This window comes from Nitrospira japonica, assembly GCF_900169565.1.
GTDB classification, from domain to species: domain Bacteria; phylum Nitrospirota; class Nitrospiria; order Nitrospirales; family Nitrospiraceae; genus Nitrospira_C; species Nitrospira_C japonica_A.
The window spans coordinates 74,595-91,264 of sequence record NZ_LT828648.1; the positions used below are offsets into that span (position 1 = coordinate 74,595).

Annotated in this window: 18 protein-coding genes; 4 read left to right on the forward strand and 14 right to left on the reverse strand. The window is 59.0% G+C overall.

Translation table 11 applies throughout. The features are described from left to right. Positions 1–5 precede the first annotated feature (5 nt). The 7 genes from NSJP_RS00370 to NSJP_RS00400 all read right to left on the reverse strand — a co-directional run bounded on the left by NSJP_RS00370 (position 6) and on the right by NSJP_RS00400 (position 6,824). Positions 6–1,394, reverse strand: coding sequence for a DUF3422 family protein (locus tag NSJP_RS00370; RefSeq protein ID WP_080884969.1), 1,389 nt, complete (start codon positions 1,392–1,394; stop codon positions 6–8). A gap of 66 nt (positions 1,395–1,460) precedes the next feature. Then, positions 1,461–2,705, reverse strand: coding sequence for a PDZ domain-containing protein (locus NSJP_RS00375; protein WP_172834054.1), 1,245 nt, complete (start codon positions 2,703–2,705; stop codon positions 1,461–1,463). Between the two features lie 145 nt (positions 2,706–2,850). Then, positions 2,851–3,411, reverse strand: coding sequence for a YqgE/AlgH family protein (locus NSJP_RS00380; RefSeq protein ID WP_080884971.1), 561 nt, complete (start codon positions 3,409–3,411; stop codon positions 2,851–2,853). A gap of 150 nt (positions 3,412–3,561) precedes the next feature. Continuing rightward, entirely contained in the window at positions 3,562–4,350 is a 789-nt protein-coding gene (locus NSJP_RS00385; RefSeq protein ID WP_080884972.1) for a nitrilase-related carbon-nitrogen hydrolase, read from the reverse strand. Between the two features lie 127 nt (positions 4,351–4,477). Beyond that, positions 4,478–4,819 carry a small metal-binding protein SmbP gene (gene smbP / locus NSJP_RS00390; RefSeq protein WP_080884973.1) on the reverse strand — a complete coding sequence of 114 codons (342 nt, stop codon included), beginning with the start codon at positions 4,817–4,819 and terminating at the stop codon, positions 4,478–4,480. Positions 4,820–4,910: 91 nt separating this feature from the next. Then, a complete protein-coding gene (locus tag NSJP_RS00395) occupies positions 4,911–5,789 on the reverse strand; it encodes a sulfurtransferase (RefSeq protein ID WP_080884974.1) in 879 nt (292 codons plus the stop codon). Positions 5,790–5,879: 90 nt separating this feature from the next. Continuing rightward, a complete protein-coding gene (locus NSJP_RS00400; protein WP_080884975.1) occupies positions 5,880–6,824 on the reverse strand; it encodes a histone deacetylase family protein in 945 nt (314 codons plus the stop codon). A 134-nt stretch (positions 6,825–6,958) separates the two neighbouring features. Here NSJP_RS00400 and NSJP_RS00405 point away from each other — a divergent pair, with 134 nt between their 5' ends. Then, positions 6,959–7,276, forward strand: a complete 318-nt coding sequence (locus NSJP_RS00405) for a tetratricopeptide repeat protein (protein ID WP_080884976.1) — start codon at positions 6,959–6,961, stop codon at positions 7,274–7,276. An 11-nt stretch (positions 7,277–7,287) separates the two neighbouring features. Here the strand turns inward: NSJP_RS00405 and NSJP_RS00410 are convergent, their stop codons facing one another. Both NSJP_RS00410 and NSJP_RS00415 read right to left on the reverse strand, forming a co-directional pair. Beyond that, the gene (locus NSJP_RS00410) at positions 7,288–8,202 is read right to left on the reverse strand and encodes a hypothetical protein (RefSeq protein ID WP_080884977.1); all 915 of its coding nucleotides are present in this window, start codon (positions 8,200–8,202) and stop codon (positions 7,288–7,290) included. Positions 8,203–8,229: 27 nt separating this feature from the next. Further along, positions 8,230–8,553 (reverse strand): hypothetical protein, encoded by a 324-nt coding sequence (locus tag NSJP_RS00415; protein WP_080884978.1) that lies wholly within the window; start codon positions 8,551–8,553, stop codon positions 8,230–8,232. A 142-nt stretch (positions 8,554–8,695) separates the two neighbouring features. On the opposite strand from NSJP_RS00415, the gene NSJP_RS00420 reads away from it, so the two are divergent. Together NSJP_RS00420 and NSJP_RS19950 are read left to right on the forward strand one after the other, a co-directional pair. After that, positions 8,696–10,495 carry a M3 family oligoendopeptidase gene (locus NSJP_RS00420; protein WP_080884979.1) on the forward strand — a complete coding sequence of 600 codons (1,800 nt, stop codon included), beginning with the start codon at positions 8,696–8,698 and terminating at the stop codon, positions 10,493–10,495. Between the two features lie 112 nt (positions 10,496–10,607). Further along, on the forward strand, positions 10,608–10,814 hold the full coding sequence (locus NSJP_RS19950; RefSeq protein WP_080884980.1) for a (2Fe-2S)-binding protein: 207 nt from the start codon (positions 10,608–10,610) through the stop codon (positions 10,812–10,814). A gap of 21 nt (positions 10,815–10,835) precedes the next feature. Here NSJP_RS19950 and NSJP_RS00430 read toward each other — a convergent pair whose 3' ends face one another. After that, on the reverse strand, positions 10,836–11,348 hold the full coding sequence (locus tag NSJP_RS00430; protein ID WP_172834055.1) for a flavodoxin family protein: 513 nt from the start codon (positions 11,346–11,348) through the stop codon (positions 10,836–10,838). A 134-nt stretch (positions 11,349–11,482) separates the two neighbouring features. Continuing rightward, a complete protein-coding gene (locus NSJP_RS19430) occupies positions 11,483–11,668 on the reverse strand; it encodes a hypothetical protein (protein WP_172834056.1) in 186 nt (61 codons plus the stop codon). 114 nt (positions 11,669–11,782) lie between these two features. On the opposite strand from NSJP_RS19430, the gene NSJP_RS19435 reads away from it, so the two are divergent. Continuing rightward, positions 11,783–12,235: a DUF192 domain-containing protein gene (locus tag NSJP_RS19435; protein ID WP_172834057.1), complete on the forward strand. Its 453-nt coding sequence runs from the start codon at positions 11,783–11,785 to the stop codon at positions 12,233–12,235. 47 nt (positions 12,236–12,282) lie between these two features. Here the strand turns inward: NSJP_RS19435 and NSJP_RS00440 are convergent, their stop codons facing one another. The 3 genes from NSJP_RS00440 to NSJP_RS00450 form a co-directional block, all read right to left on the reverse strand. Then, positions 12,283–14,451 (reverse strand): RelA/SpoT family protein, encoded by a 2,169-nt coding sequence (locus tag NSJP_RS00440; RefSeq protein WP_080884983.1) that lies wholly within the window; start codon positions 14,449–14,451, stop codon positions 12,283–12,285. Positions 14,452–14,455: 4 nt separating this feature from the next. Further along, complete coding sequence (gene recJ, locus NSJP_RS00445) at positions 14,456–16,159, reverse strand: single-stranded-DNA-specific exonuclease RecJ (RefSeq protein ID WP_080884984.1); 1,704 nt, start codon at positions 16,157–16,159, stop codon at positions 14,456–14,458. 183 nt (positions 16,160–16,342) lie between these two features. Then, positions 16,343–16,540 carry a ubiquitin-like protein Pup gene (locus tag NSJP_RS00450; protein ID WP_080884985.1) on the reverse strand — a complete coding sequence of 66 codons (198 nt, stop codon included), beginning with the start codon at positions 16,538–16,540 and terminating at the stop codon, positions 16,343–16,345. Positions 16,541–16,670 lie beyond the last annotated feature (130 nt).

Here is a 16,670-nt window from a genome sequence, read left to right on the forward strand (position 1 = left end):
TCTCGTCAGCCGGCCTGCGGATCATCCTTATGCTCTTCTTGCGGAGCATGCCCACCGGCCAATTTGCGATGCAGATATGTCCTGCTGACCGTCGTGATGACAAACGCCAGTCCAATGGCGATGGGAACGAATACCGCTGAGGCGATATTGGCGTTCTTGATCAGGCCGGCTTCGTAGAGTCCCTTGAGAATGTACCCGGCCAATCCCGCCAGGTAATAGGCGATGACGATCACCGACAGGCCCTCGACTGTATGCTGGAGGATCACCTGGCTCTTGGTGGTCTTGTCCACGCTTTGCAGAAGCGCGAGATTCTGGGCTTCGAGAATCAGATCGACGCGCGCGCGTATGATCGAGATGATGCCTTCAAACCCGCCCCGCAGGGTATCGATGCGCCGGAGCAGCTGTTGGTAGCCTTCCGCGACGCCCGTGATCCCTCCGAGCACGTAGTCGGACACGGGCCGATAGGAATCGATCGGACGCTCGGCCAGGGAGTTCAATGTCGCGTGAACGATCTTGTCGTACGGCAACGAGGCGGACAGTTCAAAGTGGAGCCGGCCGGCGATGCGGTTGGTCTTGAGAAGATCTTGCGTGAGGCTGTTCAGCCAGCGCTGCAATGTCTGCGAATCCGCATGGCCGATGTGGCCACTGATCACTTCGCGTTGCTTCAGGTGGACCTGTTCGAATTTATACACCTGATCCACGGCGGCGGAGAACAACGGCTTCTGCATCAGCAAGAGATGGTAGTAGGTTTCAATCCGGACGACGGCATCGACGATGTCTTTCAGACGCGATGCGACGCCCTGCGGCTGTCCCACGCTGACCCAATACCGCTCGCGCCCCTGCTCGTCCGGAGTAAAACTCGTCACCACCGTGGTCTGCTCGTCGAGGACCCGGCTCCCGTAGACCACCGGGCCCGGCAGTAATGATTTCATGCGCTCGCGAGAAGGTACCGCATCCAACGTGAGCAGGATGTCGAGCCGGCACACTTCCGTGCCGAGCGGGGTCACCGGAAATTGATAGCCGGGAAAGGTCAAGGATCCGAATGCCGCCTCGGCCCATGTCGGGAGAGGCAAATGCCAGAGCTGATAATTGTAATACTCGGTATGGGCCTGCCAGACGATGATCAATCGCTCGCCGGTCGCCGTTTCCTTGACGCCGTAGCCGAACGTCTCATGGAGAAAGATGTGGTCATCCGGCACGGAGAACGCGGACAGGATCGACTCGAATTCCTCCCGGCTGGCTTTGCGTTGCACCGGAGGATCCGACATCCTGAACGCCATGTAGTGGACGTGCGCGGGAGCTCTGAGCCATTCGGCCAACGGCGTCTGCGGCCGTTCATGGAGTTTCTTCAGCAACGCTTCGGTTCCGGACTGCGAAAACTTTCGTTCGGTCATAGCGCTCCTTGGATCATCCTCACGACACAGTCCCAACCGTACGCCGGCCCCGGCAAAACGGACCGGCTATAATCCCGGCCGCTTGTCCGCCGTCACCATCAGGTGCAACGGCTCGTCGGTGCGGCGCACCTCCAGCTCCAGAATCTCGCCGGCATCCACATGGCAAAGGCGTTTGGCGTCGCGCTCGTTCCTCGCCGTCGCCAGCGACGCGCCGTTGCAGGCCACGATCCGGTCGCCGACCTTGAGGCCCGCCTTTTCGCCCGGCAGCCCGGTGCGAAGCTCGCGTACCAGATAGAAGCGTGTCCCTCGTTCCTCGAGCAGTTCCCAGTTCACGCCGATCCGACCGGATCCGAGCAGTCCCGTCTGCGCGCCGAATCGTGTGAGAATGCGGTGGACGATCAGCCGCGCAGACCCCTCGGGATCGTCGGTCGTGGGATCCGTCAAATGGCCCTCGCCGTTGAACAGCAACAGGCCGGTTTCGACGTCGATCATGCGCAGCGCCAGCGAGACGCTGTGCATGCGGTCCTGGGGACGTCGTTCCCACTGCTGCACCTCGCCGACGATGATGGCCTGTGCGCCGACCAGTCTGCCCACTTTCAGCACGTTGGCATCGTCCGCATGAGTGAGCTGAATGACCTGCTCTTTCAGCACTTCGTCCAGCTTGGCCCGCTCCACCATGTGGATGTCCAGGTCGAGCATCAAGGTCGTGACGATTCCGGTCACACGAGAGCCCGATCCGCGCGCACCCGCCGCGTCTTCGAACAACATGACCGCCATCGTGCGATAGCGATCGATGTTCTCACGATCGATGGGACCGTTGCCGGTCACGACGGGTTCGAAGCGGCCGTTGACCGCCTGAACAGCCTGCACCCCGGTCGCGACACAGGCTTTCCTCCGCTGCAGGATGGCCGCGGGCGGCCCCCAGGCGCACAATTCCTCGTTCACCATGACCACGTGATGCGGATATTCCCGTTGCTGGTCCGCCGCGATATTCGTGAACGGATAGAAGAGACAACCGCCGATCCAGACCGAGATGGGACAGAGCGCGAGTTCGTACAACCATTGCTTGCGCGCCGTCAGCGAATACTCCCACACGAGCAGGCGCCCGTCGTCACGCAGAACCCGGTCGGGGCGGCCGATTTCCTCGATAATCTGCGCCTTCGTCATGGGAACCGCAAGGCGATCGAGCTTGGATTCCGATTTGACGATCGTATAAGCCACGCCGCATCCGGACGCGCCCGCGCCGATGCCGACCGCCAGTATCATGTTGAGAAAAATCCGGCTTCGCTGTGCGGCTACAGACCGTCGCATCGGCGGCAGCGTACCATCGAGGTACGGCTCGCCGCAATGTGAGGACCGGACCGTCATGGGAAGCGATCCAAGGGTGCGGGGAACTCAGCGCCGGGAGACACGCTCACGCGAGCGTCGGATGGGCTGATAGCGGACCGCTGAATTCCTAGTTCAGGCAGGGATCGATGGGCATATCGGCATAGTGCCGATACTCTTCGCCCAATGCGCTCACGATATCAGGCCAAATACGCAAGGGGTCTTTCTCGAAGACGATGTTCGGATCCGCCGGGATGGTAATCCAGGAGCCGGTTTTCATTTCCGACTCAAGCTGTCCTGGTCCCCATCCGGAATATCCGACATAGGCTCGAAACGCCTCTCGCCCTTGATTGGTGGTCAGAATCCGATCGACCAGTTCGACATCGCCGCCCAGACACACGCCGTCAAACACATGATGTGAATTGTCCGGCATCTGGTTCAGCCGATACAACAGCATGACCTGATTCGGCTGGACGGGCCCTCCTGAGAACAGCACGTGCCGCTGTCCCTCCAGAACCGGAACGTGAGGCAAGGCCTCCGATACGGACATGGCGGTCGGACGATTCACGACGACTCCCAACGCGCCGTCCGCACCGTGCTCGCACAGCAGCACCACGGTTTGACGGAAATTCGGGTCGCGAAGCGTCGGAGCTGCGATGAGGAAGATGCCCTTGCCTAGGGGGAGTTGCATACGGCTTATCCTATCGCGCCATCACGGCACACGCAAGCCGATCGTCCCTCCGCCGGCGACGGCGAAGACGATTGTCCGACGCGTCGTCTGCAATCACGATGCGTGCGGATTGATCATCGCGGATTCTTCCGAGCGATTATGGCGAGGCGACTATTGATAGAGAGAATCCCGTCGATCGCGAAGGAGATCATTATACGGAGTCACCGCCTTATCGCGGGCCTCGGATGGGTCTATCTCGATGATACAGACATCTTCCCGGTCGCGCGGCGACCGGCAGAGGATTTCCCCTCGCGGATTGACGATCTCGCTGTTGCCGATATACACGAGCGGAGCCTTGCCCCCGCGGGATTCCATTCCGGTACGATTGCACGTCACGGAGAAGACGCGATTCTCAAGACAACGGACGGGCATGGAGTCTGGACAGTTCGGCAACACCAGATTCGACGGATGGCAGATGATATCGGCACCCCTCAGCGCCAACGCGCGAGCCGACTCCGGATAATACCAATCGAAACAGATCATCACCCCGATCCTGGCCGGGCCGATATCCCACACGCGGAAGCCCGTATCGCCGGGCGTGAAGAACAACGTCTCTTCGGAAAACAAATGGGTCTTCCGGTACGCTCCGATGAAGCCGGTGGGACCGACCGCCACGGCGGAGTTATACAGGAGGGAACCGGCCCGTTCCGCAAGGCCCGCAACGATGACCATGTGCTTCTTGCGCGCGATTTCGATCAGACGCGCCGTGGTGGGTCCGTCCGGAATGGATTCGGCTAGGTTTCGCACTTCCGACTGCGAAACGAACTGATAGCCGGACACGCAGAGTTCCGGCAAGACAATCAGATCGGCCTCGATCGCGTCGAGCTGGGCCGAGATCCGTTCCAGGTTCGCCGAGGTCTCGCCGAATTCCGGATTGCTTTGGTAGTAGCCGATGCGCACGACAAGTCCCTTTTCACTCGAACACGGAAGAGCGGGTGATTCCCTGAGACAGAAACGGGCAGGGACCACTGGTCCCTGCCCGCTAGACTACAACCCACAAACCGTACGGAACAATGTTCAGCGCGGCTTACTTCACCTCGGACAGGTGAGTCACGGCGCCTTCGGCATGTTTCGTGGCCACATCGGCATGCCCGGCTTTCCCATGTTCCACCGCTTCCTGAAGATGCTTGACCCCTTCGTCCAGATGCGGATTCTTCGTGTCCTTTTGCGCTGCCTGGGCATGCTTGAGCGCGCCTTCCGCGTGCTTCGTCAATGCATCCGCATGACCCTGCTTACCGTGCTCTACCGCTTCCTTTGCATGTTCCACGGCTTCGCTCACATGCTTGTTGTCCGCCTGAGCAACCAGCGGCATGCCGAGCAATGCCACAGCTGCCAGCAGAAGCGCTCCGCGTTGGATAGTCACTTTCATGGGACCTCCTCTTATGGTTATCCGTTCGATGAGAGAGAGAGATGGATAAGGACTGCTAATGTGTTCACCTTACACAGCCGTTTTTTAGCTGTCAAGACGGCCGGGCCGGCGCATCGACCCCCAGGACTTTTTGCAGGCCTTGAAAATCTTTCTCCACCGGACAGGCGAAATCGCGGCTCCATTCCCACCAGGATCCGGCATAGTTGCGCACCTTTTGAAAGCCCGCCAATTTGAGCACCACATACAACCAAGCCGACCGGACGCCACCGGTGCAGTAACACACAATCTCCTGGTCCGGATGCAGGCCCTTGTCCTCCAGGCCGGATTGGATCGCTTGGAGATCCTTGACGGTGGCATTTTGGTTCAGAAATCCGTTCCATGCGATGTTGATGGCGGAAGGGATATGGCCGGCTCGTGGGATACCGGAGACTTCCTTCCCCAGAAACTCCTCGAGACTCCTCGCATCGACGATCACGACTTGCGGATGGGACTGCTTCACCACTGCTCGAAGCTCGTCCTTCAGGATCGCGGCGTCCTTATTGATCCGGATGACGAAGGTGCCGGGTTTGACGTTGACCCGGCCATGTTCGAAGGGGCGACGTTCATCGATCCATTTGACCCACCCTCCGTCGAGGATGCGCAGATTCTTGTGCCCGAAATACTCGAGCATCCAGAACATGCGTCCTTCATCTCCCCAGTTGTCGAACGGATTCGAATAGATGACGACTTCGCTGTCGTCGTTGATACCCAAAGCACGGATTCGCTGCTGCATGCGGGACGGATCCGGATCCAGAAGTCCTTTGGCCACGGCGTTCGGATCGCTATACTCGTGCCAGGTCGAATTGACGGCGCCAGGGATGTGGCCGCCGAATTCGTACGCCGCTTTCCCGCGGACATCGATGATGACGAGCCCTGGCCGGCCCAATTTACCCTGCAGAGTTTCGGTGTCGATCAGTAACGGATGTGTCATAACTCCTCTCAATGCCCTCCCTGTCCTCTGTGAAATTCAGCAGGCCTTTTGCTCACGTGCGCTCCTGCCGGCGCACGGCAAGTCCCGCCATCACGCATCCAAGAGCGCCCGAACGTGGGCCTCCACCGAATTGGCCAATGCCGGCAAATGATAACCACCCTCCAGCGAAGAAAGAATGCGCCCCCTGGCATGCCGCCTGGCAATACCGGCGACGATGCCCGTCAAGTCCGCATAGCCGGCTTCGGTCAATCCCATGCCGGCCAGGGGATCATCCCGATGCGCATCGAACCCGGCGGAGATGATCACGAACTCCGGCTTGAATGCATCCGCCGCCGGGACCAGGGACTTCAGGAAGGCATCGCGATAGGCTTCGTCCCCTTCGCCCTGCTCCATAGGAACGTTGACGGTAAAGCCTTCTCCCGCTCCGCGTCCCCGCTCGGTCGCACGTCCGGTCCCCGGATAATGCGGATACTGGTGCGTGCTGAAAAACAATACGGTCGGGTCATCCTCGAAACTATGTTGCGTTCCATTTCCATGATGCACGTCCCAGTCGACGATCAATACTTTCGCGAGACCGTGTTTCTTTTGAACATACCGCGCTGCGATCGCCACGTTATTGAAGAAGCAAAAACCCATCGCGCGGTCACGTTCCGCATGGTGGCCGGGAGGCCGCACGGCGCAAAATACGTGGTCGACCTGAGCGGCCAGGATGGCATCTACCCCAGCCAAAACCCCGCCCGCGGCCAGGTAGGCGGCTGCCAACGATCCCGGCGACATCGACGTGTCCGGATCCAGCGACACCCGTCCGGTGGAAGGAGCGCGGTCTTCCAAGGCTGTCACGTACCGGCTGCCGTGGATCTGCGTGACCCATTCGTGCTCCGCTTTCCTCGGCTCGATCTTGAGAAGCCGAGCGGCCGTGCCTCCATACTCCAATTGCTGCATGATCGCACGGAGCCGATTCGGCGACTCGGGATGCCCCGCACCCATGTCGTGGTCGAGATAAGCGGTATGATAGACAAGTCCGGTCTTGCCCATAGCGTAACTCCGCAAGACACGCCTCACACGCCTTCGTGCGAGACAGCGCAGCTGTTGAGATTAGCACGCGCCGTTGCGCATAGACAATCTGCGCCGCCCCATGCTACGGTTCGACCAGGACGTTGGAGCAGCTCATGCCTAACCCAAGAATCGAACCACTCAAGAAAGTCCTCGCCATGGATCCCAACGATGACGTGGCGTGGTTCGGATTAGGGAAAGCCTACATGGACGACGGCAATTTCGAAGAAGCCGTGACGGCGCTCCGTCAGTGCATTACCGTCAAGCCGACGTACTCGGCCGCGTACTACGCCCTTGCCCAATCGCTGCATAAGCTGGGTCGCCACGCCGAATGCCGGGAGATCGCGGCAACAGGCATTGACATCTCCGCCAAGAACGGCGATGCGATGGTGACGAAGAATCTTGAGAGCCTGAAGAGTTCCCTGCCGGCCTGATCCTCACCGTCTCACAACAACCGATCGAACGAATCCCGTTGGCGCTCCGTCAAGGGAGTGGCGGCGGATGGATTGCGAATCAACAGGCGTACACGCGGATGGCCGGCCTGACGGCCGTTCCGCTCGTGCACGTCGACATTGGCCAGCCTGGTTGCGGCACTAACGGGGAGAGGTTCGACGTCCCAAAGCGTGATCAAGACGGCGCTGAGGTGCCGGAGCCCGGTCAAGAGCATGGTCGTCGAGCCGGCCATCGCCCTGAGATCGAGGCTGACATTCCTTCGCCGAATCCACCCGGCTCCCTGCAATTCCGCCCGAGGGATGGAAAGACTGAGCACGACGGGATCGACGTAATCGGCAAGTTGCTTGGCTTTCTGCCGAACGCGTGCAAGCACGCGATGAATCAAAATCGCACCCCGATCTGGCAGGTTATCTCCCTCATGGGCTAGGCCGGCGATTGGATTCCGTCTCGGCGTGCGCGATCCCACCATCGCGGTGACTTCGACGAAAAATCGATCCGACCCGACACGGCACTCCAGATCCGCAGTCTTGGCTTGGGATTCAGGCAGAAATATCACGGCGGCACCGACACGAATCAGCTGCGAAGCCAGTTCCATCTCCGCAAGAGCCGATTCCCGGACACCATAGTCATACTGCATCAGCCGATGAATGAGCCGGCCGAGACGCAGATGGCTCGATTGATCACGGCATTGTCGCTGCAGCATCGCATATCGTTCCCGAAACTCGCGAGGAAGCACCGGCTCATCTGTCCAGCTGACGGCCTCCGCTGCGCCGTTCAAGCGGACGAGCTGATTGACAAGTTTGATCGTCTGTTTGGGACGAAAGCGCGCCATGGAGCAGCCGGACGGATTTGCGGACAGGCCGCATCGACCGTATAAGCCCTCGATGCCGCAAGGATGGAGCGGCATCACCGCATCGGAACGCCGAATCAGAACTCAGTTCATTCTCCCGTGCTCGTCGTGGGCCGATCGATTCTCGTCGTTGTTGCGTGCGGCGACTTCTTCGCATGCTTCGTCCATCCATCGGCCGGCGCATGCAAGGATCTCTCGGACCAACGGCTCAGGCTGTCCCGTCTGCTTGATGGTCCACTGCGCGACATATTCCAGCAGCGAGTCCCGTTCGAAGCGCCGGGTCGTCTGAAGCGCCAACTCCGTCAACTCCCTGAAGCCGGTCCTGAGGACGGATTCGACGGTATCACGGCCGTACGACGTACTGGCGATGACATACTGCACGGCACGATTGAGTTCTTGATCGGTCATGTCGGGTCCTGAATCGAAAGATTCTCACATCCGACCCGAAAACTGTCAATCCACGCAGATCCCGGTCGGCATCGTTTTTTATCCCGGCCCGCGGAGTGGGAGTGATATGATTCGGCTTTCTTTTACGGCAAGGAGTGAACACATGGCGACGACGGTCCCGGCTCGGCGGCGATCACGACACTTCGCGGTGTCCGACCGATGGAATCTTACCGATCTCCTGGAAAACCCCGTGGAACGATTCGAGCGACACCTCGCCGATCTCGATACGCTCGTCACGCAAATCGAGTCGGCGCGGCCGACTCTGTCCGCTGCAATACCGGACAAAGCTTTCCAATCGATTCTGAAGACGCTGGAAGCCGTGACCCGGGGTTCCTCGAGCCTCGGCGCCTATGCCTATCTCTGGTTCTCGGGAAACACGAAGGACCTGAATGCGCGGTCCTTCAAAACGCGCGTCGAGGAACGTCTCGCCGCCCTCAACAATCGCCTCCTGTTCTTCGAACTCTGGTGGCAGAGCTTGGACGAATCCTCCGCAAACCGGCTCATGGCCGATTCGCATGACCTGCGCTACTACCTGGAAACGATTCGCCGGCACAAACCCCATACGCTTTCCGAGCCGGAAGAAAAGGTCATCAACATCAAAAACGTCACGGGACGCAGTGCGATCAACACGCTGTATGAAGTCGTCACGAACGGCTTGTCCTTCACCATCCGCGATGGGGGGGGAAAGAAGGTTGTCAGCCGGGAAGAATTGATGTCGTACGTGCGAAGCCCGAAAAGCGCAGTCCGACAGGAAGCGTATACCGAATTCTACCGTGTGTTTTCGGCCCAGCGCGACTTGCTGGGCGAAATATACAAGACTTTGGTCAATGACTGGAAATCCGAGAATCTTTCCCTCCGGGGATTCTCCTCCCCGATTGCAACGCGGAATCTCGGGAACGATGTGCCGGACGAAGCGGTCGAGGCCCTGCTTTCGACATGCGCCAAGAACGTGGACGTCTTTCAGACCTACTTCAAGTTGAAGGCCAAGATCTGCAAGATCAAGCCCATGAGCCGCTACCATCTCTATGCGCCGCACCGGACCGAATCGAAGAAATACACGTATGGCGATGCAGTCTCCCTGGTACGAGAAGCCTATCGGGGCTTTTCACCCCGCCTGGCAGACCTGGTCGACCAAGTCTTCAGCGAGCGCCATATCGACGCCGCGACCAGACCAGGGAAAATGGGCGGGGCTTACTGTTACAGTGTCGTACCGGGACGAACCCCGTACGTCCTATTGAACTACACCGGTGACGCGCGAGACATCGCGACCATGGCCCATGAACTGGGACATGCCGCACACGGAATGCTGGCCGGGCACCATTCCGTGTTTACATTTCACGCCACATTGCCTCTCGCGGAGACGGCGTCGGTCTTTGGCGAACGTATTCTTTCCGACGCACTCATGCGGCAGGAAGCCAGAAAGGACGTCCGCCAAGGACTGCTCCTCAGCCAGTTGGACGATATGTACGCAACGGTCTTGCGGCAGGCGTACTTCGTCCGCTTCGAGCGAATGGCTCATCGGATGATCGCCGACGGTGCGACGGCCGATCAACTCGCGCAGGCCTATCTCGCCGAACTTCGCCGGCAGTTCGGCAAAGCCGTCACCGTTCCCGACGAGTTTCGGTGGGAGTGGCTCACGATTCCCCACATTTTCGCCAGTCCGTTCTATTGTTATTCATACAGCTTCGGCAATCTGCTCGTTCTGGCGCTCTACCGCATGTACCAGGAGCAAGGGCAGGATTTCGTCCCGAAGTATCTGGACCTGCTCGGCACCGGCGGGTCTCAATCTCCCGATGAGATGTTGAGAAAACTGGGCGTGGATATGACTGCCCAGAGTTTTTGGCAGTCAGGCTTCGATACGATCAAGGAGATGGTCATTCAATTGGAGACCACCCTCGCCTAGCTTTGACGCTGAATTTCACGAAATTCATGCGGCGAATGGGACTTGACAGAATGGCCCTGCGGTGGCATACTGAGAATGCTTCTCATAATCGGCAATTGACTGTGAGGCGCTCATGTACATTTGTCTCTGCAAAGGAATCACGGAATCGGACGTACGATCGGCGGGTCGATCCGGTCTTGTGATGGCCTGCCAACTCAAGTCGAAGTTTGGATTGAAAGAAGCCGGCTGTTGCGGCCGTTGCTCGAAGAATATTCAGGAGTTCGTCGAACTCGCCACCAGCGAACACCGTCTTCCTTCGCCAAGCGAAGTCCGCACGTGACCCTCACTTTCGAAACCTTCCTTACCTCGCTTGTCCGTGTTTGAGCATCGCTGAGATTTCGGCGACCCGCATACCGAGCAGACGGGCATCTGCAAGCTCCCCTTTATCGATTCCAGGACTGTCCCCTTCCGTCGTGGCTGACGCGCCGAACGCACCGCCCCCGCTGACGACGATCATCTGATTGCCCAACATCGCGGCAAGAATCGTCAGCATGGTCACTTCCTTCCCGCCGGATACCTGTCCGCCGGTCGCAAAGGCCGCACCGACCTTGTTCTTCATCTTGAACTCCGGAAAGACGCCAAACTTGAACTGCCAGTCGTCGAAAAACGACTTTACTTCTCCCGACATGTTCGACCAATACACCGGCGATCCGACGACAACGGCATCCGACGAGAACAGATCCTCGGCCGTCACCTCCCCTACGCGTTTGAGTAGCACCTGCGTCCCGGGAAGTTCTTTCGCGCCGGAGGCCACGGCCTCCGCCATCCGCTCCGTGTGACCGGACAACGAGTGATACGTCACCAGGACTTTCACAGAGGGAGTGGATGCCTCTTCTGCTCGGAGGCTTACGCTCGGGAAACTACACACACCAAAGAAGAGGGCGAGTAGAACCGGCAGGAATTTCATGAGGAACGCTCTGAATTCAGGATTGGCGGGACAGCAGGCAATCAATGACGGATGGTTTCTTCATCCATGTGCTCTTCGACCGAGACTTCCGTCAGCGTCCCGCGATAGTCGCACTTGTGACAGCGGATCCTCCATTCTTCGATCCATTTTTCCTGGACATACGACTGGCGGCACTTGGGGCAGACAAAGACCCCTTTCTTGTACAGGACGCGGCGCTTTTCTTTCATTGTAAGTCGCTCCTTTACCGGCGAGGATGGCACAGCCCGCAGCTGAATTCAAGCGGCGACATGGGCTGTCTCGGTGTATTGACTGCCTTCCGTCAGCCCGATAGGATGCCCGCGATGCGGACGCATTGGCTGCTCGTAGCGCTTTTCGGTTGGCTCGTTCTCCACCCCGCCGTCACGAAAGCGGATGATCGCTTGGTCCAGATCCGCCTCCCAAACGGCACGATCATCCATGCGGAAGTCGCCGACACCCAACGAAAGCGGGCCGAAGGGCTGATGTTCCGCGAACATCTCCCTCGGGACCGTGGAATGCTTTTCACGTTCGAACAAGCCCAAGCCTGGACCTTCTGGATGAAGAATACCAAGATACCGCTCGATATCATCTGGATGAACGAGAAAAAACAGGTCATTCATATCGCGCACAACGTCCCCACCTGCACGAGGACGGATGACGGCTGTCCCCAATATCAACCGAATGATCCGGCGCTGTATGTCTTGGAACTCGGAAGCGGAGAGGCGGAACGTCTCAAGATCGAGAGGGGAGCCAAACTCCAGTTTCAAACCCCGTGAACGGTCGGTCGATCCGGGATGCTCACATACCGTTCTCTTTTCCCTTGTTATGACCGCTCTTGCCAGGCACGCACTCGCCTGGCCGTGATCACTCCGTCGACCCGCTCGATCGCTTTCAACACCTGATCCAAGTGCTGCGTACCGGACACCTCGATGATAAAGTCGAGAAGGGCCTTGCGGTCCTCGCGCGTCGCGATCTCCGCCCGGCTGATATTGGCGCGGCATTCCGCAATGGCCGACGAAACGTTGGCCAGCACCCCGGTTTTGTCCACCGCCATCACCGACACTTTGACGGCATGCGTGCTGGGCGTGGCCGAATCCCATTCCACTTCGACCAGTCGCTCCCGGTCGTAGTCCAAGGCTTCGAGGTTCGGACAATCGATGGCATGGATGGTCAATCCGCGACCACGCGTGATGTATCCGAGTATGCGATCGCCTGGCACCGGATTGCAGCACCGGGACAGCTGCATCAACAGATCCCGAGCCCCCCTGACTTTGACCCCCTTGTCGTCGCTTCTTCCGGACACCGCCTTTTGTACGGTCGGTCGCTCTTCGGTCGGCGTCGAGGCAGCCGTCAGCTTGCCGATCACCTGCGCCGTCGGCACATGGCCGAACCCTACCGCGGCCGCCAAATCATCGGTCGTATCAAATCCCGCCTGCTGCGCCACATCCAGCAACTCGGCTGATTTCAACATCTGGGCAGGGGCCATCCCGTGCCGTCGAAACTCCGATTCCAATAGACGCCGCCCGATCTCGATGCTGCGCTTCTGCTCCTCGACCTTGATCCAGTGTTTGATTTTGGTTTTGGCACGCGACGTACGGACGAATTTCAGCCAATCTTTATGCGGAGTCTGGGTCGGCGAGGTCAGAATCTCGACCGTGTCTCCGCTCTCCAACTGATGCTTCAACGGAACAATCTTTCCATTGACCTTGGCGCCGACGCAGTGGTCGCCGACTTCCGTGTGGATTGCAAAGGCAAAGTCCACCGGCGTCGAACCTTTCGGCAATTCCTTTAGGATTCCCTTGGGCGTGAAGACGTAGACGACGTCATGGAAAAGGTCGAGCCTGACGGAATCCATGAACTGACGGTTGTCGGTCAGATCACGCTGCCATTCCACAAATTGATGCAGCCAGCCGAACGCTTTGCTGTCCCGGTCCGTGATACGCCCCTGCTCTTTGTATTTCCAATGCGCCGCAATACCGTATTCAGCTACGCCGTGCATGTCCTCCGTTCTGATTTGAAATTCGACATGTTCGCCCTTCGGGCCGACCACGGTCGTGTGCAGCGACTGGTACAGATTGGACTTCGGAATGGCGATGTAGTCCTTGAACCGCCCCGGAACGGGTCGCCAGAGCGAATGAATGACGCCCACCAAGGCATAGCAGCTCATCTTGGAGTCGGTGACGATGCGCAAGGCCGTCAGATCATAGACTTCTTCGAACGAAATGGCCTGCTTGTTCATCTTCTGATAAATCCCGTACAGGTGCTTGGGGCGTCCATATACCTGACCCGACAACCCGTTCTCCTGCATCGCCTGATTGACCAATTCGATGACTTCCTGAATGTACTGCTGCCGATCCTCGTCCCGCTTGGCGACGCGCACCCGCAACATCTCATAAACGTCCGGCTTCAGATGCTTCAGGCAGAGATCTTCGAGTTCGTTCTTGATCCAGCCGATTCCCAAGCGATTGGCGAGGGGCGCATAGATCTCCAAGGTTTCCTGCGCGATGGCCTGCCGCTTCGCGGGGCTGAGATGTTCCAGCGTGCGCATGTTGTGCAGGCGATCGGCGAGTTTGATGAGCACGACGCGGATGTCGTCCGCCATCGAGAGCACCATTTTCCTGAAGTTCTCCGCCTGCTTTTCCTCATAGCTCTTGAACGTGATCTTGCCGATCTTGGTGACGCCGTCGACGAGATGCACGACGTCCTTGCCGAACTCCTTTTCGAGTTCCTCGGGCGTCGCGACCGTATCTTCCAGGGTATCGTGAAGGAGACCAGCCACAATGGCCGTCACGTCCGTCTTCAGCGACGTGAGGACGCCTGCCACGGCGATGGGATGCTGAAGATAGGGCTCACCGGAGCGTCGGAGCTGGCCCTGGTGTGCCCGGGCCGAAAATTCGTAGGCCTTGCGAACGACTCCCAAGTCCGCGTCGGCATGGTAGCTCTTGACTCGATCCAGCAGCTGGTCTAGATCCGTCACTGTTTCATACACCATCGCACTACTCCCGAACGCTTGGGCGCAGGTCGCGAATTCGGAGCTGGATCCGATCGTAGCCGTTCCACCGGTTCATTTCAGGCAGAAAGGCCAAGTCGACCGGGGAACGGGACGGGATTCCCCGATCTTCCAATGATCGCATCCCGAACCCGATGCTATCAAACGGCAGGGAGCGGCCTTGACGCACCGTCATTTTCAGGTGCCGTTCTCCCACGGTGCGAGCCTCCATGATCTCGAGCCCCTTCACCGCGAAGGTCGGCTCGGGATTGCCGGCGCCGAACGGATGGAACGCATGGATTTCTTGAATCAATCGGGTCGTGACGTCGGTCAGCCGCAATTCCGCGTCCACGTGCAGCGTTGGCTCGCCGGGACGGCTGTTCGTCCATGCCCCTGCAATCGCCGCAAACCGGTCTCCGAATTCGGCTAATTGAGTTTCGCGCACCGTGACGCCTGCCGCGCTGGGATGTCCGCCGAATGCGTCGAGAAGATCTCGGCATACGGATAACGACTCATAGAGATCGAAATTCCCGACCGTCCGCGCGGATCCCTTCCCCACTCCATGGTCGTCGATGGCGATCACCACGGCGGGGCGGTGGTAGCGGTCGACCAACCTCGCTGCGACGATGCCCACCACCCCCACATGCCAACGTCGTGAGGCGAGCACCAGTGCACCCGGCAACTCCGGTTCCAACAGTTTGACCATGGCGATGGCTTCAGAGAGTACCTCGGCCTCAATCGCTTGCCGTTCCCGGTTGAGTTGCTCAAGCCGATCGGCGAGCCGGCTCGCTTCCGACGGCGAGTCGGTCGTTAAGAGCTGCACCCCGAGCAATGCATGATCCAATCGGCCGGCTGCATTAAGTCTTGGAGCCAACCTGAACGCTACGGTTTCCGCGGTACACTCCTTCGTCACGCCGGCAACCTGCTTCAGCGCACGGATACCGCAGCGAGCGCCGCGCGAGAGCTGGACCAATCCCGCCCTCACAAATCCCTTGTTTTCGTCCTGGAGCGGTACGACGTCCGCAATCGTACCCAGGGCGACCAAATCCAATAACGATTCCAGCGGCATCCCGCCGTCCCCATAGCGAGACTGATAGGCTTCGACCACTTTATAGGCCAGGGCGGCCGAGCAGAGTCCGCGAAACGGATACCGGGCGTCCGTCCGGTGGGGATTCATGACCGCCACGGCCGGCGGCATCCGCTCGTCCGTCTGATGATGATCAGTCACGATGACGTCCAACCCGAGTTCCATGGCCAATGCCAACTCACGGTGAGCGGTGGTGCCACAATCGGACGTGACCAGCAGCGAGGTCCCTTCGGCCCGCAACTGCCGTACCGCGCCCGCATTGAGCCCGTATCCCTCGCGCAGGCGATGCGGCACATAGGCGCGCACCCGAGCCCCCAGTCCGGCGAAGAACGAAAGATACACGCTGGTGGCGGTCATGCCGTCCACATCGTAATCCCCGTAAAAACAGATCGATTCGTTGTCGATCACCGCCCGCCGCAGGCGTTCGACCGCCTGCTCCATATCAGGAATGAGATACGGATCGTGAGAAAGCTGATGGGACATCCAGGATATGGCTTCGTCAGGCGTCGTCACTCCCCTCGCGACGAGCAAGGAAGCCGTTGCAGCCGAAATCGACAAGGCCTGTACCAGGAATTCGCGGTGCGTGGGATCGATGTCGCGGAAGACCCAAAGCTTGGACTTCATACCACCCTCGAGTAGGAGTCCGAGCCAAAAGAAGCGTAACCGGCCGGATTTTAAGCGGATAGTATAAGGTCATCCGCGCTTTGTCAAACCGGAGAACGGGGGTTCGAACCTGGAATATATCAGCCGGAGGGGGAAGCTTGAGGTGGAGACGAGAGGAGGAGAAACCGGTCGGGTGAACGACCGTTACTCCCCCCCCTTTTGCACGTAGTTCTTCACGAATTCTTCAGCATTCTTCTCAAGGACATCGTCGATCTCGTCGACCAACTTATCGATATCTTCCTTCAGTTTCTTTCCGGCCTCGACGACTTTCGGATTGGCCTTGACCTCTTCCTTCGCCTGCGGGTCTTTGCGCTGCTCTTGTTTGCGCTCCTGCTTTTCCATGCGAGCACCTCCCGTACAACTGGGGCCGTCTCGTGGATCCGTGTGTGGTTCGTGTATTTACCTTACTCCACGCGATTTGAGCCCGTCAAGCAGAGCGCAAGAACGTGAAGAGACCTCTGCACGGCATTCG

Bases quoted from the DNA above. Each gene is read 5' to 3' on its own strand.
- NSJP_RS00370 (WP_080884969.1), bottom strand. From the start codon at position 1,394: ATGACCGAACGAAAGTTTTCGCAGTCCGGAACCGAAGCGTTGCTGAAG.
- NSJP_RS00375 (WP_172834054.1), bottom strand. From the start codon at position 2,705: ATGCGACGGTCTGTAGCCGCACAGCGAAGCCGGATTTTTCTCAACATG.
- NSJP_RS00380 (WP_080884971.1), bottom strand. From the start codon at position 3,411: ATGCAACTCCCCCTAGGCAAGGGCATCTTCCTCATCGCAGCTCCGACG.
- smbP (WP_080884973.1), bottom strand. From the start codon at position 4,819: ATGAAAGTGACTATCCAACGCGGAGCGCTTCTGCTGGCAGCTGTGGCA.
- NSJP_RS00395 (WP_080884974.1), bottom strand. From the start codon at position 5,789: ATGACACATCCGTTACTGATCGACACCGAAACTCTGCAGGGTAAATTG.
- NSJP_RS00400 (WP_080884975.1), bottom strand. From the start codon at position 6,824: ATGGGCAAGACCGGACTTGTCTATCATACCGCTTATCTCGACCACGAC.
- NSJP_RS00405 (WP_080884976.1), top strand. From the start codon at position 6,959: ATGCCTAACCCAAGAATCGAACCACTCAAGAAAGTCCTCGCCATGGAT.
- NSJP_RS00410 (WP_080884977.1), bottom strand. From the start codon at position 8,202: ATGCCGCTCCATCCTTGCGGCATCGAGGGCTTATACGGTCGATGCGGC.
- NSJP_RS00415 (WP_080884978.1), bottom strand. From the start codon at position 8,553: ATGACCGATCAAGAACTCAATCGTGCCGTGCAGTATGTCATCGCCAGT.
- NSJP_RS00420 (WP_080884979.1), top strand. From the start codon at position 8,696: ATGGCGACGACGGTCCCGGCTCGGCGGCGATCACGACACTTCGCGGTG.
- NSJP_RS19950 (WP_080884980.1), top strand. From the start codon at position 10,608: ATGTACATTTGTCTCTGCAAAGGAATCACGGAATCGGACGTACGATCG.
- NSJP_RS19430 (WP_172834056.1), bottom strand. From the start codon at position 11,668: ATGAAAGAAAAGCGCCGCGTCCTGTACAAGAAAGGGGTCTTTGTCTGC.
- NSJP_RS19435 (WP_172834057.1), top strand. From the start codon at position 11,783: ATGCGGACGCATTGGCTGCTCGTAGCGCTTTTCGGTTGGCTCGTTCTC.
- NSJP_RS00440 (WP_080884983.1), bottom strand. From the start codon at position 14,451: ATGGTGTATGAAACAGTGACGGATCTAGACCAGCTGCTGGATCGAGTC.
- recJ (WP_080884984.1), bottom strand. From the start codon at position 16,159: ATGAAGTCCAAGCTTTGGGTCTTCCGCGACATCGATCCCACGCACCGC.
- NSJP_RS00450 (WP_080884985.1), bottom strand. From the start codon at position 16,540: ATGGAAAAGCAGGAGCGCAAACAAGAGCAGCGCAAAGACCCGCAGGCG.